The organism is Mycobacterium sp. 1245111.1 (assembly GCF_001673405.1).
Classification (GTDB): domain Bacteria; phylum Actinomycetota; class Actinomycetes; order Mycobacteriales; family Mycobacteriaceae; genus Mycobacterium.
Genome location: NZ_LZLV01000011.1, coordinates 1 through 1,071, shown reverse-complemented (window position 1 = coordinate 1,071; position 1,071 = coordinate 1). Strand labels below are relative to the sequence as shown.

1 protein-coding gene is annotated in these 1,071 nt (G+C 63.5%); it reads left to right on the top strand.

Features of this window, described 5'->3' with window-relative positions; all coding sequences use genetic code 11:
• A partial coding sequence (locus A5658_RS02285) for an MMPL family transporter (RefSeq protein WP_156751214.1) occupies nucleotides 1-814 on the top strand: 814 nt, incomplete at its 5' end.
• Nucleotides 815-1,071: the final 257 nt, after the last annotated feature.

Below are 1,071 nucleotides of genomic sequence, written 5' to 3'. Positions count from 1 at the left end.
CAACGGGCACGCCGTCCGGTTGATCATCTCGCACGAGGGCGACCCCGCCACCCCCGAGGGCATCAGCCACATCGCGCCGATCAAGAAAGCCGTGCACGAGGCGATCAAGGGCACGCCCTGGGAGGGCGCCAAGGTCTATCTCGGCGGCACCGCAGCCACCTTCAAAGACTGGAAGGACGGCTCCAAGTACGACCTGATGATCGCCGGAATCGGTTCGCTCTGCCTGATTTTCATCATCATGCTGATCATTACCCGCAGTCTGATCGCGGCGGCGGTGATCGTCGGGACGGTCGCGCTGTCGTTGGGGGCATCGTTCGGCATGTCGGTGCTCGTCTGGCAATACTTCCTCGGTATCAAACTGCACTGGATGGTGCTCGCGATGTCGGTGATCGTGCTGCTTGCCGTCGGTTCGGACTACAACCTGTTGTTGATATCCCGCTTGAAAGAGGAGATACCCGCCGGGCTGAAGACCGGGATCATCCGCGCGATGGGCAGCACCGGCAAGGTGGTGACCAACGCCGGTCTGGTGTTCGCGTTCACGATGGCCTCAATGGTGGTCAGCGACCTGCGCATCATCGGCCAGGTGGGCACCACCATCGGTCTCGGCCTGCTGTTCGACACGTTGGTGGTGCGCTCGTTCATGACGCCGTCCATCGCCTCGCTTCTGGGGCGCTGGTTCTGGTGGCCGATCAAGGTGCGACCACGGCCGGCCAGCGCGATGCTGCGACCATACGGGCCGCGTCCCGCTGTGCGCGAGCTGATTCACCGCGACGTCGAAGACGAGACCGAAGCCGGAGTTGTGCAGAAGGTCTAGTCACCCTGCGCGGCAAGCTGATTCGCTGGCTGCATGTGCACGGCGATTGCCTTCTTTCACATCGAGATCGACGTTGTGCTGGCGCGCTCTCGCACTTTCCTTTCGCTGCTTAACGTCGATCTCGGTGCGTGGAAACCGAATAAGCCTGTCAGGCAGTCGATTTCGGCAACGGCCCGGTGGGGGCGTCCTGGGGTTCGCCGAAGCTCGTGCCGAGCAGCGACCGCACGGCCGGGCGCGGCCCGGTGGGTCGCAGCATC